General features: G+C 45.2%; 19 protein-coding genes. 14 read left to right on the forward strand and 5 right to left on the reverse strand.

Annotated elements, in window-relative coordinates; translation table 11 throughout:
• Positions 1-8 precede the first annotated feature (8 nt).
• A complete protein-coding gene (locus tag AB4307_RS18140; protein WP_017058892.1) occupies positions 9-524 on the forward strand; it encodes a DUF3299 domain-containing protein in 516 nt (171 codons plus the stop codon).
• A gap of 514 nt (positions 525-1,038) precedes the next feature.
• The gene (locus AB4307_RS18145; RefSeq protein WP_017069397.1) at positions 1,039-1,947 is read left to right on the forward strand and encodes a TIGR03899 family protein; all 909 of its coding nucleotides are present in this window, start codon (positions 1,039-1,041) and stop codon (positions 1,945-1,947) included.
• A 163-nt stretch (positions 1,948-2,110) separates the two neighbouring features.
• Here AB4307_RS18145 and cysC read toward each other — a convergent pair whose 3' ends face one another.
• The 4 genes from cysC to cysD form a co-directional block, all read right to left on the reverse strand.
• Complete coding sequence (cysC, locus tag AB4307_RS18150) at positions 2,111-2,731, reverse strand: adenylyl-sulfate kinase (RefSeq protein WP_017067555.1); 621 nt, start codon at positions 2,729-2,731, stop codon at positions 2,111-2,113.
• 24 nt (positions 2,732-2,755) lie between these two features.
• Positions 2,756-4,480 carry an SLC13 family permease gene (locus AB4307_RS18155; protein WP_017067554.1) on the reverse strand — a complete coding sequence of 575 codons (1,725 nt, stop codon included), beginning with the start codon at positions 4,478-4,480 and terminating at the stop codon, positions 2,756-2,758.
• Between the two features lie 65 nt (positions 4,481-4,545).
• Positions 4,546-5,976, reverse strand: a complete 1,431-nt coding sequence (gene cysN / locus AB4307_RS18160; RefSeq protein ID WP_372128570.1) for a sulfate adenylyltransferase subunit CysN — start codon at positions 5,974-5,976, stop codon at positions 4,546-4,548.
• Positions 5,977-5,994: 18 nt separating this feature from the next.
• Positions 5,995-6,939, reverse strand: coding sequence for a sulfate adenylyltransferase subunit CysD (gene cysD, locus AB4307_RS18165; protein ID WP_226088532.1), 945 nt, complete (start codon positions 6,937-6,939; stop codon positions 5,995-5,997).
• A gap of 414 nt (positions 6,940-7,353) precedes the next feature.
• Here cysD and AB4307_RS18170 point away from each other — a divergent pair, with 414 nt between their 5' ends.
• The 10 genes from AB4307_RS18170 (at position 7,354) to AB4307_RS18215 (ending at position 16,891) form a co-directional block, all read left to right on the forward strand.
• Positions 7,354-9,330, forward strand: coding sequence for a bifunctional 2',3'-cyclic-nucleotide 2'-phosphodiesterase/3'-nucleotidase (locus AB4307_RS18170; protein WP_372128569.1), 1,977 nt, complete (start codon positions 7,354-7,356; stop codon positions 9,328-9,330).
• Between the two features lie 316 nt (positions 9,331-9,646).
• Entirely contained in the window at positions 9,647-10,234 is a 588-nt protein-coding gene (locus AB4307_RS18175) for a DedA family protein (protein WP_017100018.1), read from the forward strand.
• Positions 10,231-11,364 carry an ATP-grasp domain-containing protein gene (locus tag AB4307_RS18180; protein WP_017058884.1) on the forward strand — a complete coding sequence of 378 codons (1,134 nt, stop codon included), beginning with the start codon at positions 10,231-10,233 and terminating at the stop codon, positions 11,362-11,364. The genes AB4307_RS18175 and AB4307_RS18180 overlap by 4 nt, the downstream gene beginning before the upstream one ends.
• 19 nt (positions 11,365-11,383) lie before the next feature.
• Positions 11,384-11,926, forward strand: a complete 543-nt coding sequence (locus tag AB4307_RS18185) for a DinB family protein (RefSeq protein ID WP_048618622.1) — start codon at positions 11,384-11,386, stop codon at positions 11,924-11,926.
• A gap of 2 nt (positions 11,927-11,928) precedes the next feature.
• Positions 11,929-12,678: an NRDE family protein gene (locus AB4307_RS18190; RefSeq protein ID WP_102394291.1), complete on the forward strand. Its 750-nt coding sequence runs from the start codon at positions 11,929-11,931 to the stop codon at positions 12,676-12,678.
• Between the two features lie 12 nt (positions 12,679-12,690).
• A complete protein-coding gene (locus AB4307_RS18195) occupies positions 12,691-13,128 on the forward strand; it encodes a YHS domain-containing (seleno)protein (RefSeq protein ID WP_017058881.1) in 438 nt (145 codons plus the stop codon).
• Positions 13,129-13,140: 12 nt separating this feature from the next.
• Positions 13,141-14,895, forward strand: a complete 1,755-nt coding sequence (locus AB4307_RS18200) for a bifunctional lysophospholipid acyltransferase family protein/GNAT family N-acetyltransferase (protein WP_372132850.1) — start codon at positions 13,141-13,143, stop codon at positions 14,893-14,895.
• 71 nt (positions 14,896-14,966) lie between these two features.
• Positions 14,967-15,533, forward strand: coding sequence for a Crp/Fnr family transcriptional regulator (locus AB4307_RS18205; protein ID WP_017067547.1), 567 nt, complete (start codon positions 14,967-14,969; stop codon positions 15,531-15,533).
• 57 nt (positions 15,534-15,590) lie between these two features.
• On the forward strand, positions 15,591-16,043 hold the full coding sequence (locus tag AB4307_RS18210; RefSeq protein ID WP_017058878.1) for a GNAT family N-acetyltransferase: 453 nt from the start codon (positions 15,591-15,593) through the stop codon (positions 16,041-16,043).
• Positions 16,043-16,891 (forward strand): DMT family transporter, encoded by an 849-nt coding sequence (locus AB4307_RS18215; protein WP_017058877.1) that lies wholly within the window; start codon positions 16,043-16,045, stop codon positions 16,889-16,891. Before AB4307_RS18210 ends, AB4307_RS18215 begins: the two co-directional genes overlap by 1 nt.
• A gap of 59 nt (positions 16,892-16,950) precedes the next feature.
• On the opposite strand, the gene AB4307_RS18220 is transcribed toward AB4307_RS18215, so the two are convergent.
• Entirely contained in the window at positions 16,951-17,535 is a 585-nt protein-coding gene (locus AB4307_RS18220) for a LysM-like peptidoglycan-binding domain-containing protein (RefSeq protein ID WP_017058876.1), read from the reverse strand.
• Between the two features lie 213 nt (positions 17,536-17,748).
• Here AB4307_RS18220 and AB4307_RS18225 point away from each other — a divergent pair, with 213 nt between their 5' ends.
• On the forward strand, positions 17,749-18,369 hold the full coding sequence (locus AB4307_RS18225) for an FKBP-type peptidyl-prolyl cis-trans isomerase (RefSeq protein ID WP_017078817.1): 621 nt from the start codon (positions 17,749-17,751) through the stop codon (positions 18,367-18,369).
• A 134-nt stretch (positions 18,370-18,503) separates the two neighbouring features.
• Positions 18,504-18,998: a DUF2780 domain-containing protein gene (locus tag AB4307_RS18230; protein WP_017058875.1), complete on the forward strand. Its 495-nt coding sequence runs from the start codon at positions 18,504-18,506 to the stop codon at positions 18,996-18,998.
• Positions 18,999-19,101: the final 103 nt, after the last annotated feature.

Genomic DNA, 19,101 nt, shown 5'->3' on the forward strand with positions numbered 1-19,101 from the left:
AACCTACGATGCAACGCAAATTCCTACTGATACTTGGGCTACTTCTGTTCCCATTTATCAGTACAGCTCACGCTGAAACCACTCAGAATGACGAATCGGTATTAACACTTGAATGGATTGATTTGATTCCAGAATCAGAACGTGCTCAGCTAGATTCATTTGGTATGCCGATGGTTGACCACAATAGTATGGACAAACCTCAACAATCGACACTTGGTGCTGTTCGCCCAGAGCTGAATGGCAGCACAGTGAAGATTCCTGGCTTTGTGATTCCATTGGAAGGTGATGAGAATATGATCACTGAGTTTCTGCTGGTACCGTACTTTGGCGCATGTATCCACGTGCCACCGCCGCCACCGAACCAAATCATCTACGTGAAGTTCCCGAAAGGTGCACCAATACAGCAGTTATGGGATGTGATCTATTTGGTCGGAACGCTGAAAACTGAGTCAATCAGCCATGACTTAGCGCAAACCGGTTATCTTATTGAAGGTACTGCGATTGAAGAGTATGACGACATGTAGTCATTAGAAGGGTGGCTCAAGGATGAGCTGCCGTCACTGAACGAGTGTGATCATTCAATAACAGTTTAATAACGATAATTTTCTTCTGAATTACGCGATGTAATTAGATAAGTAAGCTAGAACAGCGACATAAATCGCGAGTAATAACCCTATACTAAGCTGTTTCTTCAGCTTGTTATCATTGACTTGATTCATAACTCCTCCTTGAGAATTACAACAAATTTAACATTTTATTATCATTAACAAAAGTAAAATTTTGTTGAAACCTTCAACTATGCTCGCAAAATCTAGCCACCAATAAGATAAAGAGTTACATTTTAGACAGTTATACCAATCACAATAAGTAAGTGTTCAGAAATAGCGTAGGAAAAAGCCTTGAGAACAAGGCGGAGCTTTTTGATAAGTAGTTATTCTACAATCAAAAATTGTAGCTCAGTTATCAAGCGTTTTAACAAGCTAGGCTGAGCAATTATTTACTACGATTGGTTTTGAGTCGTCTCCTAACGGTACTCTTATGTCAAAAACCAAACAGCCAGTGATCATTGAGCATGCTAGCGACACACAGCATAAGCATGAGAAAAAGCCTCATATTGCCGACAGTGCCAGCAGAATGCTGCACATCGCACAAAGCTTCGGCCTCGATTCCTTAATTAGTCATAGTGCCAAGCCAAAGGATAAAGCTGAGAGTACGCTTATCGAACGGGCACTATTGCGAGAGAAAAAACGTAGAGAGCTTCGCCAAAAGAACCTAGAACAGATTCTAAAGTTGGCGCACTCTTCATGTAAGGATGAAGCGGCTGGAGACCCGGATCAGGACTGGTTATACCGTTTCTTCGACATGGCACAAGAGATCCACAATACATCGATGCAGAGGCTATGGGCTCAAGTACTGAAACGAGAAGTCACCAACCCAGGCTCGACGTCGATGAAGGCACTGCAAATCTTAAAAGACATGACACCAAAAGAAGCGTTAACCTTACAAAGGGCAGCATCACTGGGTTGTAGCTTTGGTAGCGATAACAGCAGAAAGCTCTTACTCGGCTTTAAATCTCATGCTGGGCTATTCAACTTTGGCAAAAGGGACACCACCAACACCATCAACCTTGGTGGGCACAACCTGCCCTACTCCAGCTTGCTCCACTTGATAGAGCTCGGGATTATTCTGGGCACAGAATTAGAATCCGGAGAGATTGATTTCGATCCAGCCCTGCACCTAACCTATCAAGGTAAGAGCATGTCACTGGCACCATTATCAAAAGGCGTGAAGCTGGTTTACTACCGATTCAGCCCTACAGGCAATGAGCTTTGTACCTTGCTCGGTAACAAGCCAAACACGCAGTATTACGATCAACTGATTGCACTATTGAGCCAGAAATTCACAGTACAGACAGAAGTGAAAAGCAGCGTAAATTACACCGTCTAGACACTCGACGGAGCTAAAATAGACGGTGTAAAAAGTGAAGTATAGAGAGGAATAAAGAGAATCTAGAGGATAGGTTTCTTGTCTCGGTAAACTAAGGCTGCACTATTTATCAGTCGTGAATAAACAGATAAACAGCTGAGTAGCCTTAGTCATACCAACGATCTCAGTTGGCTAAGATATTTCGCTTCTCCAACGCATCAATACACAGTTCGACCAATTCATCGAGTGTCTTCTCACCTGCAGGTAGATCAATCTCAGGGTTCTGAGGCGCTTCGTACACTGAACTAATACCTGTAAAGTTCGGGATCTCTCCGGCACGTGCTTTCTTATACAGACCTTTAGGGTCACGCTGTTCGCAAACCTCTAATGGAGTATTGACGAACACCTCAAGAAACTCACCTTCCGGCAATAAATCTCTCACGAGTTGCCTTTCAGCTTGATGCGGAGAAATAAAGGCTGACAACACGATCAAGCCTGCATCTGCCATCAATTTAGCAAGCTCACCAATACGACGGATGTTCTCTCGACGATCTTGCTCAGAGAAGCCAAGGTCGCTACATAAGCCATGACGCACATTGTCACCATCCAATAAATAAGTATGGTAACCAAGCTGTGCCAAGCGATTTTCTAATGCTCCAGCGACTGTCGATTTACCAGAACCAGACAACCCCGTGAACCAGAGCACGGCTGGCTTTTGTGATTTCAGATCCGCGCGAAATGTTTTATCAATCGAGTGTTGATGCCACACAACGTTCTCATCTTTGGGTTTGAGTACTGCGGTCATAATTAGTCCTTTAAATAAACAGCATTAAAATGGGAAAAAATAAGGAATTAGGGTCAGCACCAAGCCCGAATATACAATCGAGATTGGAATGCCGATACGCAGATAATCCGTTAAATGGTAATTACCTACGCTATAAACAAGTAAGTTGGTTTGGTAGCCGTATGGAGAGATAAAACTGGCACTGGCACCAAACAGTACCGCCATGATGAACGGCATAGGGTCAACGCCATAACCTACTGCCATACTGTAGCCAATCGGAAATGAGAGTGCTGCAGCCGCATTATTAGTCACCAGCTCTGTCAAAACCAAAGTCATAAAGTAGGTAGCAACTAACGCACCGAATACGCCCCAGCCATTAAACGCCTCCATAAACATCAGCCCCATCCGCTCAGATAAACCCGATGAAATCATCAGTTGAGCAATAGAAAGTGCAGAGCCCACGATCACCACAATATCGACTGGGAAACGGCGACGGAGCTCACCCAGTTGCACCACGCCAAATGCCACCAGCAACAGTAGAAAACCAGCTAAGCCTTTGATAATAGGTACTGCATCGATAAGGGCTAAACCAATCACGCTAGCAAAGCCGAGCAACACGAACGTCGATTTGTCGGCATCAAGCTTGGCACTCGAATCTAAGTCATTCATCAACACAAACTCTTTGTTGTGTTGTTGGCGCTGTTCTTCAAAGCGTTTACCTGGAACCAAAATCAAGGTATCACCAGCGGTCAATGTGATATTCCCTAGCCCACCTTCTAGGCGTTCATGGCCACGACGAATAGCAACCACAACCGCATCGAAACGATCTCTAAATTGGCTGGTTTTCAGGGTTTTGTTACAGAAGCTTGCCGACGAACTCACCACCACTTCAACAAAGCTCTGGCCATTCAAATGATGCTGACCAAACAGGGTTAAACCTTGGATTTCTTGCAGTGTTGCAACACTCTCTACATCACCACAAAACAGCAATCGGTCGCGAGCTTGAAGAATAAAATCAGGGTCAATAGATGCGGTGGTCTTACCGTCTCGAATCACTTCCGCTAAGAACAGTTTTCTCAATGCTCTGAGGTTGTTTTCACTTACGCTGCGACCAACTAACGGTGAGCCCGGCTCCACTCTGGCTTCTAAAAAGTAAGGCAGATCATCTTGAGAACCATCATCGTAGCTGGGTAGAAAATAGCTAAGAGGAATAAGGATCAATACCCCACCGACCAAAACCGCTAAACCGATCAAGGTAGGTGTGAAAAAGTTTAAGCTCGGTAAACCTGCATCTTCAACAAAACTATTGATGATCAAATTGGTAGAGGTGCCGATCAATGTCAGGGTGCCACCTAAGATGGCAGCGTATGACAAAGGGATAAGTAACTTAGACGGCGCGTGCTGTTGATTACGTTTGATCGCCCCGATCAAAGAAACAACCACCGCGGTGTTATTAGTAAAAGAAGAAAGTAACGCTGTAGAAATACCCAACTTCGCAACCACGGTACCTAGCCTACCTTCAGAGATATTGCGGCTAACCCAGCTGATTAAGCGAGTTTTCTCCAACGCACTTGATGCGAGGATCAGAAGAATTAAAGTCAGTAACGAGGAGTTAGTGAAGTTATTAGCCAAGCTCGACAAGTCGATCATGCCAGCCATAAAAGCAATAAACGCCGCGCCAGCAAAGATAAAGCTTGGCTTAATACGGGTAACGAGCAGGCAAGTAATAATGCCGAGCAAAATCGCTAATACAAATCCTTGTTGCCACATATACCCGTCCTTTATGGCGGAAACGATCGGTTTCCGCCTGATTCAATAAGCTGTTACTTGGTCGTTTATGACTTCAGTAGTTGGCTTAGATCTTTGGCATCCCAATGAGGGAAATGTTTGCGAACCAATGCGTTGAACTCAAGTTCAAATGCAGAGAAGTTACCGACTTGCTGTTCAACAGAGTCCAAACGGTCTCGAATCAAACCCGCGCCAACCGTCACGTTGGTTAGTCGGTCGATAACGATGAAGCCACCGGTATCGGCACTTTCACGGTATTTATCCAGCGCGACAGTCTCGTTCAATGACCATTCACACAAACCAATACCATTCAATGGCAACTCATCGACAGCGTGAGTCGATAGGTTGTTGATGTCGTATTGGTGACGAACCGTTTCAACCTGACCAACGGTTTTCTTGCCTGCGATCTTGATGTCGTAAGCTTTGCCCGGTTGCAATGGTTGCTCTGTCATCCACACGATGTCAGCCAATACGTGGTTAGTGGATTCAATCTGCGCGTTTTCTAGCACAATCAAATCACCACGACTGATATCAATCTCATCTTCAAGGGTCAGTGTTACTGCCAAGCCCGCTTGCGCAGACTCCAAATCACCATCAAAAGTTACAATGCGTGCAACCTTAGAGGTTTTACCCGACGGCAGCGCCTTGATTTCATCACCGACACTGACACGGCCAGAGGCAACGGTGCCAGCAAAACCGCGGAAGTCTAAGTTAGGACGACTGACGTACTGAACTGGGAATCGGAATTCACCTGCCGAACGCTTTTGGTCAATGTCGACGTTCTCTAACACTTCTAGCAGAGATGGGCCTTCGAACCATGCAAGCTCTTTACTTGGTGCAGCAACGTTGATGCCTTCAAGCGCCGATACTGGCAAGATCTGAATATTGGTTTCGCCTTCTAGGTTTTCTGCAAACTCTAGGTATTCATCGCGAATTTCTTCAAAACGATCTTGCGCGTAATCCACGAGATCCATCTTGTTTACAGCAACGATGAAATGCTTCAAACCAAGCAGGTTAGAGATAAACGAGTGACGACGTGTTTGATCCAGAACGCCCTTACGAGCATCAATCAAGATCACCGCCAGATCACACGTTGAAGCGCCTGTTGCCATGTTGCGCGTATACTGCTCATGCCCAGGAGTATCAGCAATAATGAACTTACGTTTTTGAGTCGAGAAGTAGCGGTAAGCCACATCGATCGTGATCCCTTGCTCACGCTCAGCCTGCAGACCATCAACAAGCAGTGCCAAATCAGGTTTCTCACCTGTCGTTCCCACTCGTTGGCTATCCGAGTGAACCGCCGCTAGCTGATCTTCATAAATCTGTTTTGTATCATGGAGTAAGCGACCGATTAGCGTACTTTTACCGTCATCTACCGAGCCACAAGTTAAAAATCTAAGCATAGATTTATGCTGATGCTGACTTAGATAACCTTCAATCCCTAGTTCAGCCAATTCGGCTTCTACTGCACTATTCATTTTTCTTTCCTTAGATTCTTAGAAATAACCTTGGCGCTTTTTCAGCTCCATAGAGCCCGACTGATCATGGTCAATCGCTCGACCTTGACGCTCACTAGACGTCGCCACCAGCATCTCTTCAATAATGCCCGTTAGCGTATTCGCCTCAGATTCAACCGCTCCGGTTAATGGGTAACAGCCTAAAGTACGAAAACGAACGCTTTTCTCTTCAATCACTTCACCTTCTTGCAGCTCCATACGGTCATCATCAACCATGATCAGCATGCCATCACGCTCAACTACAGGGCGTTTGTCTGAAAGGTAAAGTGGAACAATATCGATGCTCTCTAGATAGATGTATTGCCAGATATCGAGCTCAGTCCAATTAGATAGCGGGAAGACACGAATGCTTTCGCCCTTATTAACCTGACCGTTGTAGGTGTGCCAAAGCTCTGGACGCTGGTTTTTTGGATCCCACGTATGGTTCTTATCACGGAAAGAATAAACACGTTCTTTCGCACGAGATTTTTCTTCATCACGACGCGCACCACCAAAAGCCGCATCGAACCCATACTTGTTTAACGCCTGCTTAAGGCCCTGTGTTTTCATGATGTCAGTGTGCTTCGAAGAACCATGTACAAATGGGCTACAACCCATCTCAATACCTTCTGGGTTCTTATGCACTAAAAGGTCGAAGCCGTACTTTTTAGCCGTACGATCACGAAACTCAATCATCTCGCGGAATTTCCAATCCGTATCTACATGCAATAGCGGGAATGGAATCTTGCCTGGATAAAACGCTTTGCGAGCTAAATGAAGCATCACAGAAGAATCTTTTCCGATGGAGTACATCATCACTGGGTTATCAAACTCAGCCGCTACTTCACGGATAATATGAATACTTTCCGCTTCGAGCTGTTTTAGGTGGGTTAAACGTTCTTGGTCCATTTCAGTGCTTCCTTTAAGGCTCGCGTTACGAGCAATTCATTACTTGGTCTTGCCAAGCATGGGATTTAACTCATCCACTTGAGTGAATGGGAGTATTGGCACTAGAAGAAAACAGAAGCTTCGTGTTGAGCTATCCTTGCTATTCGTCTGCCTGATACGTCCTTGATATAGGCATTATGACGAGCCTCTCATATTACTGGAAATTCTAAAATTTCATTTTTTATTCGAAAAGCTGATAAGGGATTGAATTTATCGATAAGCAGGTGAAATGAATGGACTAATATTATCGATATCAGTTGCACATCGATTAATCAGGTTTGGGAGGCGTCTTGCAGAACACCATAAAGTAGTCGATCTAAGTCACGAATTAACATTCGTTGTAATCATTGTTTCATTCCATTTTGTTACATTACGCAACGAATTTTCTACTATCCACTTTGGAGCTACAAAATGAAAGTTGCAATGAAACCTTTGTCATTGGCTGTACTTGCGGGTCTTGGTTTGACTCTAGCAGGCTGTACAACAACACCAGATACCGATGAAGTGATTAAACTACGTGTCGTAGAGACAACGGACATCCATACCAACCTAATGGATTACGATTACTACAAAGACAAGCCATCGAAAAAAATCGGCTTAGCACGTACTGCAACTCTAGTAAAAGAAGCTCAAAACGAAGTAACCAACAGCGTATTAGTTGATAACGGTGACTTGCTGCAAGGTAGCCCAATGGGTGACTACATGGCAGACAAAGGCATCGAAGCGGGTGAAGTTCACCCTGCATACAAAGCTATGAACCAGCTAAGCTACGACGCTGCAAACATAGGTAACCACGAATTCAACTACGGTCTTGATTTCCTAGAAGAGTCAATCAACGACGCTGATTTCCCGTACATCAGTGCTAACGTTTACGACGCAAAAACCAAAGAACACTACTTCACACCTTACATCATCAAGACGCACACGTTTGAAGATACTGCAGGCGTAGAGCATGAAGTAAAAGTCGGCTACATCGGTTTCGTTCCACCACAAATCATGACGTGGGATAAGAAGAACCTTGAAGGCAAAGTGATCGCTCGTGACATCATTGAGACGGCTAACGAGTTAGTGCCTCAAATGAAAGCGGAAGGCGCTGAAGTTATCGTTGCTATCCCTCACTCAGGCGTATCAACTGACCCATACAAAAATGGCGAAGAGAACTCAACGTTCTACCTATCTGAAGTAGATGGCATTGATGCGATCGCATTCGGCCACTCTCACGCAGTGTTCCCAGGTAAAGGTTTTGATGACATTCAAGGCATCGACAACGAAACGGGCACAATGAACGGCGTTGCGGCAGTAATGCCAGGTCGTTGGGGTAGCCACGTTGGTGTTATGGACCTAACACTGGCACAAAAAGACGGTAAGTGGGAAGTCGTTAAAGGCCAATCAGAAGCACGCCCTATCTACGACAAGATCGAGAAGAAATCTCTTGCTGCGGCTGATGAAGGCATCGTAACAGCACTAGAAAAAGACCACGCTGGTACTCGTGAGTTTGTTAACCAACCGATTGGTAAAGCAGACGATGTGATGTACAGCTTCTTGTCTCTAGTACAAGACGATCCAACAGTTCAAATCGTTAACCTTGCACAGAAAGATTACGTTGAACAGTTCATCCAAGGTGACCCTGACCTAGATGGTACGCCAGTACTTTCCGCGGCTGCACCATTCAAAGCTGGTGGCCGTAAGAATGACCCAGCGAACTTCACTGAAGTTGAATCTGGTCAACTGACATTCCGTAACGCAGCTGACTTATACCTTTACCCGAACACACTAGTTGCGATGAAGGTAACAGGTCACGAAGTAAAAGAGTGGCTTGAGTGTTCTGCTGGTCAATTCAACCAAGTTGATGTTAACTCAACAGCACCACAACAGTTGATCGAGTGGGATAACTTCCGCACTTACAACTTCGATGTTATCGACGGTGTTGATTACCAAATCGACGTAACTCAACCTGCGAAATACGATGCAAACTGTAAAGTCGTTAACTCTGACTCACAGCGTATTGTTGGCCTAACTTACCAAGGTAAGCCAATCGACATGAAGCAAGACTTCCTGATCGCAACCAACAACTACCGTGCATACAGCGCTAAGTTCCCAGGCACAGGTGAAGACTTCATCGCATTTGATGCACCAGATGAGAACCGTACTGTTCTTGCAAACTACATCTCTCGCGTAAGCAAAGAACAAGGTCAAGTGAGCCCAAGCGCAGATAACAATTGGTCATTTGCACCAATCAAAACGGATAACAAGCTAGATATCCGCTTTGAAACATCTCCAAGCGACAAAGCAGCAGAGTTCATTAAAGAGAAAGGTCAATACCCGATGAAACGTGTTGCGACTGACGATGTTGGTTTTGCTGTTTACCAGATTGACCTAACTAAATAGATTGCTTAAGTAATCCATAGTTAACGTTCTGAAAGGCTGAGTTTTACGACTCAGCCTTTTTCTTTTTTTCTAAATGTTCAGCCCAAAGCCCTAATTTTCGAACGACAAACTCTCGTTCAACCCGCTTCCAAATGCCACGCCTTCAGCTTCAAAACAGCAGTCAAACAGCACGACTCAAACCACCAATTGAATGAATCCAACACAAAAAAACACTAATCAGCTGTAAGTTTTTATCTGCTCCTCCTGTCTATTTAATTTACTACACTCAATGAATGGTGGTTAAGCCATTCATCTATAGGATAGATAAGGACATTTAATGAGCACCGTCGAGAGCATTCAAGCATGGTTACATTCAGGGGAGGAGTCGCTGCTATGGCTGATGCTTGGCATCATCGCGCTTTCTTATCTGCTTGAAGATCTTGCGATTGTTACGGCGGCAGGTATCGCGACTCAAGGTCTAATACTTCCTCAATATGCGCTGCTTGCTATTTTCATCGGTATTGCCACGGGTGATCTCGGTCTTTATTACCTGGGTAAATCAGGACGTTACTTCCGAGGTGTTCGATATAAAGCCCTCACTAATAAGTACTTTCGTTCGCTTCGTACCAAATTACGTCAGAACGCATTCAGCAGCCTTTTTGTTATCCGCTTTATTCCCGGGCTTCGTACCGTCGGCTTTACCTTAAGTGGCTTTTTCGCCATCCCACTGCCTACTTTCTTGTTTGCCGTGATTAGTGCCACTGCGCTCTGGACTGGCATTGTCTTCTCTGCCATCTACTATTTAGGGACATCAGCGTGGCTGCAAGCCTCTGAATATCAATGGATCATCATCCCGTGTGCCATCGCTTTGCTGTTTATCGGCAATCGATTAATGAATAGAACCTACTCTAGAGGATTATCATGAGTTCACCGCAAGATATTCGCATCATTCCAGCACATCAAATTAATGCAGGCATGCCTTTGCTTGAAAAAGATACCGTGCGCAGCGTCTCTCCTTATGAGTTTCTTCCGACTTGGTTCTTCTACACGCCAGTGGTCATTCAAAGCCTGATGCAAGGGTTACGGCACTTTGACTGGGCGCTGCCGCTCATCGCCAATCCAAGCATTAAGTTAAGCGGCATGGTAGGCGAATCAAAACATGAGATATTGAGCCTTGCCGGATCTTCAAGTCAGCGTTGGATCTCACCGTTTATAACCCTAACCAAAACGGATCTCGGCAGTAAAAAACAAGCCGAAGACGCACGCAGCGCACTCATACAAACGGATCTTGATTTCCCTATCGTGGCTAAGCCGGATCTTGGCTGTCGAGGTGTTGGCGTTAAGCTGATCAACAACCAAGTTCAACTTGAGCAATATGTCGAATCTTTCCCAAATAATGCTCGCTTTCTACTGCAAAAAAAGGCGCCTTATCAAGCCGAAGCGGGTGTTTTCTACGTTCGTTACCCAAATAAAAAGCAAGGTGAGATCATCTCGATCACACTCAAATATGCGCCAATGGTGATGGGTGATGGCAAGTCGACACTCAAGCAGTTAATTGAAAACAGCCCGCGCGCTGGGCAACTCAGCCACCTGTATCTACCAAGGCATGAAGATAAATTGGATCAAGTGCTCGCAGAGGGTGAAGAGTTCCAACTCGCGTTTGCAGGCAGCCATAGCCGTGGCTGTATCTTCCGAGACGGTAATCAATACATCACTCAGGCTCTAACAGAACGCTTAGACGAGATATTCGACGACTTCGATGGCTTTCACTTTGGTCGACTCGACGTCAAGTTTAAAGACATGTACAGCCTAATGAACGGCGAGGATTTCACGATTCTTGAGGTCAATGGCGCAAGCAGTGAGGCTGGACATATCTGGGATCGCAACACCCCATTGCGAGAGATATTTTCCACGCTACTTCTGCAATATCGCATTCTTTTTGATATTGGCGCTCAGCAAAAACAACGAGGCCACCAATCCCCTTCTTTCAAGAGCTTATTTGCGGCGTGGCAAGAAGAGCGACGTCTTGTTCAACAATATCCGACTACCGACTAACTTTTCACGAGGATCATGAATGAACCCCATAGCCCAGCCGAGCGCCCTTACTTCTTTCTCTCCTAGCATCAAGGGAGCGGTAGAGATATTGAATCAGGGTCTAGAGTTTTTGTTAGCGATTTCTGACAGCGATTACCTAACACGAGCAAAGCCACACGTTACAAGCTCTATCGGTGAACATACTCGTCACACACTGGATCTTTTTCACGCCTTGATTTTAAAAGAGGATGAGACCGTTGATTACAACACTCGTCGTCGTGGTCATCCTGTCGAATACGACCGCTCTATTGCAGTCAAAGAGATCCACTATGTGATCAACTGGCTTGAACGATTAGACCGTCGAGATCTCGAAGCGCCTATCATGATCCAAACCGAGGTTTCGATGGATGCTCAAGTGTTCGCAAGCCTGCCTTCAACGCTCGAAAGAGAGGTCACCTTTGCCGCACTGCATGCCAATCATCATTACGCGATGATCAAGGTGATCACCACCTTCCTAGACGTCGAGACCTGCAACACCTTTGGTTATGCCCCAACCACCAACAGCTATCTGAGGGAGCAATAATCATGTGTTCAGTATCTTGGCTGCTTGAAGAGAATGGTTATCAGGTCTTTTTTAATCGTGATGAACAAAAGACGCGAGCACTGGCAATGCCACCCAGACAATATCGAGTCAACGGTGTCGATATCATTATGCCACTCGACCCAACTGGCGGCGGTAGCTGGATAAGTATTAATGAGTTCGGGCTTTCGCTATGCCTACTCAATAACTATCAAGGCACAGTGCCCGTTGGTCCTTTAGTAAGCCGCGGTTTGCTACTTAAAAACCTATCATCGAGTCGTAATATCAGTCAGCTATCTGAAGCGTTTCACAAGCTATACCTACACTCTTTTGCCCCATTTACCTTGCTAGCTTTCGCGCCCAATCTAACCCAACACAATGGTCTGGTTATCGCCTACATGTGGGATGGTATTCAACAGAAAATAGTCGACACTGATTCTCCACTCTTCTCATCCGGTGTTGATTTAGAGCGAGTGCAAGCCTACCGACAAGCAAAATATGATCAGCTCATGGCGGCAGGTAAGAATCAACAGAACTTACTGATGTTCCACTCTCACCATCACAATGAGCAACCTCATTTAGCGACCTGTATGCATCGCGAAGACGCACATACCGTGAGCTTTACACACTTACGTAACCTGCATGGTCAAGCCTCTATGTTTTATGCACCCGGCTCACCATGCGAACCCATTAAACCATGTCAGATAAATCAGCAGCGCTTTACCTTTGATTTATCACCCGCAATCAATCTATAGATGGAGTCCATCATGAGAAAACTATTCACCATGGTTCTGCTACTTGTTAGCCCGTACGTATTTGCCGCCGATGAAATCTACACTGGTTTCTTTAGCAGTAAGGCGCTCGATGGCTACGATACCGTCGCATATTTCACTTCCGGTAAGCCCATTGAAGGCAGTAAAAAATTCAGCACTGAGTACAAAGGGGCGGATTGGTATTTCTCTTCTGAAAAGAATCTGACTTTATTTGTTAATAATCCTGAAAAATATGCCCCTCAATATGGTGGTTATTGCGCATGGGCCGTTTCTGCCAAAAACGACTTCGCACCAGGTGACCCACAGTATTGGACCATAGTTGATGACAAACTTTATCTTAACTACGACCAAGAGATTAAGCAGCGCTGGGAACAAGACCAAGCACAGCATATTCAACAAGCCGATAAAGTTTGGCCGCAACTGATTAAGTAAGGTAATTTCATTATGATTGATAGTCCTTTTCGTTTACCACGTTACACGCCTTTTGGTTTAGGTGAGTCTGTTGTCGAGTGGGCAACTGGGCTATCTAAGCTAGACCGACTCTACCAAGATCGTAAAAACGAGTTATCTAGCTTCGAATTCATGAATTACACTCTGTCGGCGCTCAATATCGACTACTCGGTTGCATCGGGAAGCACGGAAAACATCCCGGAAGAAGGGCCTGTCGTGATTGTGGCGAACCACCCGCTTGGCGCCATCGAAGGCGTGATCCTTGCCGATCTCGTAGGATCAGTAAGAAAGGATGTGAAGGTGCTGGCCAATGAGTTACTTAAGCGCCTGCCTGAACTGGATGATCTTTTCATCGGTGTCGATGTCTTTAACAGTAAAGAATCGAAACGCACCAATGCCAAAGCGATTCGAGATGCCAATCGTCATTTGGCTGATGGTGGACTATTGATTGTATTCCCAGCAGGTGAAGTATCAAGCTACCGTAAAGGGGCAAAAACACTGACAGACATCGAGTGGAGCAAGTCGGTAGCGAAATTCGTCAAACGTCACCAAGCCACCACGGTACCTATCTTTATCAATGGCAAGAACAGTGAGCTTTTCTATCAAGCGGGTCGTGTTCATCCACTGTTGAGAACCGCTCTACTCGGGCGTGAACTTCTTAATAAACAAGCGACAACTATCTCTATCTCGATTGGCTCATCGATTCCGTATTCAGAGATAAAATCGTTTGAAAAAGAGATGGATATCGTCAACTACCTACGACTTAATACCTATCTAATGAGTCAACAAGATAGTCCGAACACGCCAATCCACGCGCCCTCTTTCGATACCCAAGTGATAGCGCCTATTCCACCAGAAGTCTTATCAATAGAGATAGACTCACTCCCTGAAGAGATGAAACTGCTCGAGCAAGGGAACTTTGAGGTCTACTGCACGCCTAGCCAATCCATTCCTAACTTAATGCGCGAGATTGGTCGAGTAAGAGAAGAAAGCTTTAGAGAAGTCGGAGAAGGCAGCGGGCTGGCCTGTGATTTAGATGAGTATGACCTTTACTACCATCAACTGTTTGTGTGGAATAAAACCAAGGCAGAACTGGTTGGCGCGTATCGACTCGGTATGGTCGACAAACTCATCGCTGAGCACGGGCTTGATCAGCTCTACTCTCGTAGCCTGTTTAACTACAACCAAGAATTCATTGATACTCTAGAAAACAGCATTGAGCTTGGGCGATCGGTAGTAAGTAAACCTTACCAAAAGAGCCTGAACTCACTGTTACTATTGTGGAAAGGCATTGCGACCTTTGTGTCTCGTCACCCTCAATATACCCATCTGTTCGGCCCAGTCAGTATCAGCAATGATTACAGCCACAATGCGCGTCTGTTGATCGCGACCACGTTATCAATCCACCATTATGATGAGGAAAAGGCGAATTTGGTTTCACCTTCGTCACCACTCAATACCAGCAGTCATGTGTTCTGGCAAAATCACCTGCTCTCTTCACTGGCGAGTGTGCCTCTGCTCTCTAAAGTGTTAGCACGCATGGAGCAAGGTAAAGGCCTGCCGGTACTGCTGCGCCAATATCTAGGGATGAACGGTAAACTGGTGTGTTTTAATGTCGACCCATCTTTTAATGATGCCTTGGATGGCTTGATTGTGGTTAATCTTAAGAAAGTACCGTTGAAAACCCTAGGAAAATACATGGGAAGAGACCTCGCTCAAGATTATCTAGAACAACACAGTCGACGCTGATTTAGCCTGCTCTGTACCTCTCCCCAAATAAGTGCGATGATTTCGGCACTTATTTGGGATAGGTTATTTTCATGCACACCTCTTTTATCGAACAACTGCAAAGCTTCGACTTCTCTGAAAGCCAGATTGAATCTCTACTCGCTGTCGCCAAGCCACTTGAGTTGCCAACCAGACACATCTTGATCAATCAAGGTGAGATGGCGAGTTCAATCTACTTTGTACTTGAAGGCTTGTGCCATGCCTGCTACCTCACTGATGATGGTAAGCAATACAGCAAAGAGTTCTATTGGGAACAAGATTGGATCATCGGCTTTGAGAGTCTGATAAAGAACCAAGCCTCTCCTTACCTATTAGAAACGCTGACACCCATCACCATGTTAGAGCTGCCAATGAATGCGGTTATCGAGTGGCGTGCATCAAATAATCCTTTGTATTTAAAGCTATTAGAAACACAACTGATGCATAAGGAAAACAAAGAACGCTTCATGCTGCTCTATACACCAGAGCAACGCTATCAGCTGTTCTGCGAGCACTATCCCGACCTTGAGCAGCGCTTGAACGACAATCAAATTGCAGCCTACCTAGGAATAACCGCAATCAGCCTGAGCAGAATTAAAGGTCGAATTAACAATAGTTAATGCCAACAATCATCACGCATAGTACATTCAGGGCATCGATAATCTCTGGATGTAAACATGATCACTTGGCACTCAATTCCTTTTTCTGAACTCTCAACACAACAGCTTTATCAACTACTTAAATTAAGAGTCGATGTATTTGTGGTCGAGCAGACTTGTCCTTATCCAGAGCTGGACGGTAAAGATACACTCGCGGGTGTTGAGCACCTGCTTGGCTATGCTGATGAAGAGTTGGTAGCGTGTGCACGTTTATTACCACCAGGTACCTCTTACGACAACACCAGCATCGGTCGAGTCGCAACCAAGCAATCGGCAAGAGGTGGTGGCTTGGGGCATCAATTAATCAAAGAAGCATTAACACGCTGCGAGGCTCTTTGGCCAAATACGGCCATTGATATTGGCGCGCAGCAACACCTAGAAAACTTCTATGCGAGCCACGGCTTCAACACCATCTCGGATATGTACCTCGAAGATGACATTCCTCATATAGACATGAGATTAGAAAAATAATGACGAATATCACTGCCGGTATTCTATTGTTGGTTGCAGGTAACTTGTTTGCCTCGCTTTCCGACGTAGCGGTAAAGCTGTTAAATGGCGAAGTACCGCCCTTACAGTATATTTTTTTCCGACAGTTGATATCTCTGCTCATCATCACCCCTTTGTGGCTACAGCAGAAAAAAGAACAACGGCGCTTACAGCAGGCTAAGGTAACCTTCATTCGAGGTCAGTTAATTCTGATCGGCAGTGGGTGCATGGTGGTCGCGATCACTCACTTGTCTTTGGCAACCGCCAACGCAGTATTTTATGTCGCGCCTTTACTGATGTTGCCGCTCTCAATGTTGCTATTGAAAGAGCAACCGGCACTCGGCAAGGTGATCGGCACAACCATAGGTTTTATTGGTGCATTGATTGTCTTGAGGCCATCACAATTTCATTGGGCGGCACTGTTTGCTTTGGGGACAGCACTCACCCTAGCACTATTTAATGTACTCGTAAGAAAGCTTCCTAGTGAGCAAACGGTGGTCACTACGCTGTGGTGGACAACCTTATTCTCTATTCCAGCCTCATTAGTACTGTGCTTCTTATACTGGCAGCCGGTGTCTGTGGAGCATTTGGGATACATAGCCCTGAGTGCGACGCTAATCTTAAGTTACAACGGCCTTGCGGTTGCTGCCTATCAAAAAGCACACTCTAGCCAAATTGCCTTGGCTGAGTATTCAGGATTGGTGTTTGTCGCGCTAATAGGTGCAATATGGTTCGATGAGATTCCGGATACATTAACCTTTATCGGAATCATGCTTATCATCTTGCCACTCGCCCCTTTCAAGCGACCAAAAAAAAGAGCTAATGCTTAGCTCTTTTCTATCGTTTATCTGTGTCTGGTGAAGCGCTTTAAATCAGGCTCACTATTCATCTACTTACTGCGACCAAAGCCACCATCGGATAAGCGGAAGAACATCACCGAAGTGTCGCCTTTCTCTAGCTGAAGAATGTCCAACTGCCCAGTTTCAGCAAGTTTGAAACGAACCAGCTGGCCTTTACGAATCTGACTGAGCGGCTTATCTGCACCTTCAATTCGCACTAACGCATTCAAGTCAGACAATGGCAAATCGTTGTTTCGAAAAACCTGCGCTAACGTATCCCCTTGCTTAACAAGGTACTCCTGCCAATTTTTGTTACTCGGTTCTAATGAGCCGTTCTTGGCATTTTGCTGTTCGCTTAAGCCGACGGTGTTTATTTCAAGCTCAACGCGCGATGTTGTTGGAGCTGTGTCTACTTTAGGTTCTGGTAGCGGCACAAAAAGTAATATCAGTACGATCGGAGAAATCACCATCAACAGTCTTTGGTGTAACTTCGGCAATGACCCCCAAGTTTGCGCTGTCGAGGTTTTCATTTTCTTCACATCGATCGAACTCAATTTCTCTTTGACCTGATTCAGTCGATCCTTGAATTCTGCTAAGTGGTCAACTTTCTGTTTTTTCTTTTGACGACGATTCATACCACTGCGTCCTATACATTGAATAACTACAGTATAAAAACCAAAGTACCAACAGTATAGATCTTTCCGTCACAACAAGGCCCAAAGCGAGAAAATTGACATGGCTGTGATTTGGGCACGGTAAAGCGCAAGTGATCAGGGACTAGCCGTTTCTTCACGCTGCTAATACTGGTATTCTTACCCTTTTCGTACTGACAAAAAGAGTGACTTTTCATGTCTGAAGTAAAATTTGAAACTGTAGAGCAAAAAGCTAGCTACGGTATCGGTCTACAAATGGGCCAACAACTTGCTGGTTCTGGTCTTGAAGGCCTAAACGTTGACGCAATCGCTGCTGGTATCGCAACAGCTCTAGTTGGTGACATGCCAGCTATCGAAGTTGACGAAATCAACAACGCACTACAAGAGCTACACACTCGTGGTGAAGCTGCACGTCAAGAACTAGCTAAAGCAGCAGCAGCTGACGGCGAAGCTTTCCTAACTGACAACGCTCTTCGTTCAGAAGTAACGGTTCTTGAGTCTGGTCTTCAGTACGAAGTACTAACTGAAGGTACTGGCGAAATCCCAACTGCAGACAAGCAAGTACGTGTTCACTACCACGGCGAACTAACTGACGGTACTGTTTTCGACAGCTCTGTATCTCGCGGTCAACCTGCTGAATTCCCTGTAACTGGCGTAATTCAAGGTTGGGTACAAGCTCTACAAATGATGCCTGTTGGCTCTAAGTGGAAGCTATACATCCCTCAAGATCTAGCATACGGTGAGCGTGGCGCAGGTGCTGCAATCCCACCATTTGCTGCTCTAGTATTTGAAGTAGAACTTCTAGCTATTCTTTAATTTTTATAAAAACCTTTAGTAAAACAAAATACTATTGGCAAATAAAATTGAAATAATCCAACGGCGATGTGACTACATCGCCGTTTTTCGTTTATAGTGAAAGAGTAAATTACTTTATTACTTAAGGACGAATAATGAAGAAAGTACTCATCACAGTTTTAAGCAGCCTTGCTGTTGTCTCTTGCGCTAGCACTAGCGACTCTGAACAAACCAGTTCATCATCAGATACCAACTATTCCCAACTATCACAAACTGCACTAATGGCAGCAGTGAATATGTGGTCTCAGCAGAACGAAACAACACCACTTGTGGATACGGTAGCTGACCAAGCTTCTGTTACCAGCGACCAAGCAGTTGGCGGTATTGGTTCAATGTTGGCCCTTGCACAAAACTCACTTGGCACAGCCGACAACAAAGAACTCGCGACACTTATTCCAGGCATGTCGAGCCTTGAGTCTACGGGGCTATCATCGCTACTAAGCTCACAAGGTGCCGTTGAAAGTGCGTTTTCTGGATTAGGCATGGATCCATCAATGGTTACGACATTTGCGCCAATCATTCTTCAAGCATTGCAGTCACAAGGTGCGACGAGCGGCCTGATGGATTCACTTTCAGCTATATGGCAATAATCGTTAGTTATTAATAGCTAGCTTAAAATCTAATAAGGGCACTTCGGTGCTCTTTTTTGTGCGTGGAAGAAAAGATATTTGAGATACGAGATACGAGATACGA

This window comes from Vibrio sp. 10N.261.52.C2 (assembly GCF_041471425.1).
GTDB classification, from domain to species: domain Bacteria; phylum Pseudomonadota; class Gammaproteobacteria; order Enterobacterales; family Vibrionaceae; genus Vibrio; species Vibrio crassostreae_C.

Coding starts and splice junctions, on each gene's coding strand:
- cysN (WP_372128570.1), bottom strand. CDS start 5,976: ATGAATAGTGCAGTAGAAGCCGAATTGGCTGAACTAGGGATTGAAGGT.
- AB4307_RS18225 (WP_017078817.1), top strand. CDS start 17,749: ATGTCTGAAGTAAAATTTGAAACTGTAGAGCAAAAAGCTAGCTACGGT.
- AB4307_RS18180 (WP_017058884.1), top strand. CDS start 10,231: ATGAGTTCACCGCAAGATATTCGCATCATTCCAGCACATCAAATTAAT.
- AB4307_RS18170 (WP_372128569.1), top strand. CDS start 7,354: ATGAAAGTTGCAATGAAACCTTTGTCATTGGCTGTACTTGCGGGTCTT.
- AB4307_RS18190 (WP_102394291.1), top strand. CDS start 11,929: ATGTGTTCAGTATCTTGGCTGCTTGAAGAGAATGGTTATCAGGTCTTT.
- AB4307_RS18210 (WP_017058878.1), top strand. CDS start 15,591: ATGATCACTTGGCACTCAATTCCTTTTTCTGAACTCTCAACACAACAG.
- cysC (WP_017067555.1), bottom strand. CDS start 2,731: ATGACCGCAGTACTCAAACCCAAAGATGAGAACGTTGTGTGGCATCAA.
- AB4307_RS18145 (WP_017069397.1), top strand. CDS start 1,039: ATGTCAAAAACCAAACAGCCAGTGATCATTGAGCATGCTAGCGACACA.
- AB4307_RS18200 (WP_372132850.1), top strand. CDS start 13,141: ATGATTGATAGTCCTTTTCGTTTACCACGTTACACGCCTTTTGGTTTA.
- AB4307_RS18185 (WP_048618622.1), top strand. CDS start 11,384: ATGAACCCCATAGCCCAGCCGAGCGCCCTTACTTCTTTCTCTCCTAGC.
- AB4307_RS18155 (WP_017067554.1), bottom strand. CDS start 4,480: ATGTGGCAACAAGGATTTGTATTAGCGATTTTGCTCGGCATTATTACT.
- AB4307_RS18140 (WP_017058892.1), top strand. CDS start 9: ATGCAACGCAAATTCCTACTGATACTTGGGCTACTTCTGTTCCCATTT.
- AB4307_RS18215 (WP_017058877.1), top strand. CDS start 16,043: ATGACGAATATCACTGCCGGTATTCTATTGTTGGTTGCAGGTAACTTG.
- AB4307_RS18220 (WP_017058876.1), bottom strand. CDS start 17,535: ATGAATCGTCGTCAAAAGAAAAAACAGAAAGTTGACCACTTAGCAGAA.
- AB4307_RS18175 (WP_017100018.1), top strand. CDS start 9,647: ATGAGCACCGTCGAGAGCATTCAAGCATGGTTACATTCAGGGGAGGAG.
- AB4307_RS18195 (WP_017058881.1), top strand. CDS start 12,691: ATGAGAAAACTATTCACCATGGTTCTGCTACTTGTTAGCCCGTACGTA.
- AB4307_RS18230 (WP_017058875.1), top strand. CDS start 18,504: ATGAAGAAAGTACTCATCACAGTTTTAAGCAGCCTTGCTGTTGTCTCT.
- AB4307_RS18205 (WP_017067547.1), top strand. CDS start 14,967: ATGCACACCTCTTTTATCGAACAACTGCAAAGCTTCGACTTCTCTGAA.